At 40.6% G+C, this 1387-nt stretch carries 1 protein-coding gene; it reads left to right on the forward strand.

Features of this window, described 5'->3' with window-relative positions:
- Positions 1-69: 69 nt before the first annotated feature.
- Positions 70-1211 (forward strand): IS3 family transposase gene (locus AB5Z52_RS17065; protein ID WP_368266321.1). Its coding sequence is split into 2 segments (ribosomal slippage): positions 70-295 and positions 295-1211, totalling 1143 coding nucleotides; the frame shifts between segments, so codons are not numbered across the junction.
- The last annotated feature ends 176 nt before the right edge of the window (positions 1212-1387 follow it).

The raw sequence follows: 1387 nt of genomic DNA on the forward strand, positions 1-1387 counted from the left end.
TGATGTTAGGATGATTTCATGGACACGATTTGGTAGAATCTAACTACTAAGAAAAGGACGTGTCCGAAGATGGCAAAAGCCAAGAAAAAATTTGATGAAGACTTTAAGAAGATGATCCTAGATTTATATCAGTCCGGCCAATCCGCCGAGCAGCTGGCAGAGGAATATGGTGTAGTACCTCAGACAATCTATCGCTGGAAAAAGCTTTACACGAAGAATGAAGAAACTGGCATGACCGAGGCAGAAATCCTTACAATGAAAAAGGAAATGACCCGTATGAAGGAAGAAAATGCCATCTTAAAAAAGGCTTTAACCATATTCGCTCAAAAGTAAAAACAAGTGATGTCTTCGAATTTATTCAATCAAATGCCTATACTCATGACGTAAAGCAAATGTGTACAGTTTTAGAAACACCGAAATCCAGCTATTATGACTGGCTAAAAAAGAAGCCTTCTAAACGCCAATCAGAAAATGAACGACTCAACCGCTTGATTTCAGGAATTTATTTTGAAAACAAGGGTATCTATGGTGCACCAAAAATCCACAAGATCCTTGTTTCTCGTGGCGAAGCCTTATCTCTAAAACGAGTACAAAAGTTGATGCGAAAGTTAGGTTTACGTTCGATCACCCTGAAAAAGTATAAACCAGGCAAGCAAACAAAAGTTCAATCTGAAGGACGAAAAAACTTGTTAAATCAGGATTTCACAACGACATCGATCAATCAAAAATGGGTGACAGATATCACCTACATTCATACACTAAAGGACGGCTGGACTTACCTTTCCACCATTCAAGACCTCCACACAAAGAAAATCATTGGTTGGAAGTTTGGCAAGCAAATGACCAAAGAACTGGTTATCGAGACCATTGATCAGGCACTTTTAAACCACACTCCCTCAGAGAACTTGATCATCCACTCAGATCTGGGTTCTCAATACACCAGCGAAGCCTATGAGGCAAAGCTGAAAAATTTGAATATCTGGCATTCCTTTAGCCGCAAAGGTTGCCCCTATGATAATGCCGGTATCGAGTCGTTCCACGCATCGATCAAAAAGGAAGAAGTGTATCCGTCAAAAGTCTATGAAGATTATGAAGTCGCTCATGTCGCTTTGTTTAGGTACATTGAGGGATTTTACAATCGTAAACGAATCCACAGCAGTATTAATTATTTAACACCCAATCAAATGGAGGAGCTGACTATACAGGTTTAGGCCTTGCCAGCCACTCACATTTTTTTGGCGAGATTTCCATAGGGCTTTAACTTCATCGCTTTGATTAGCGGTCAAACGGTTTTGGTTTGACGGCTGGTCGAAACGATGAGACGATCGCCCGCCGGAATCTCGAAAAAACTCTCACAAATCGTGTCCGAGGTATTGACTCAAATCCA

The sequence above is a fragment of the Enterococcus sp. RTP21361st1_A6_RTP21361_211029 genome, from assembly GCF_040910045.1.
GTDB classification, from domain to species: Bacteria; Bacillota; Bacilli; order Lactobacillales; family Enterococcaceae; genus Enterococcus_D; species Enterococcus_D gallinarum.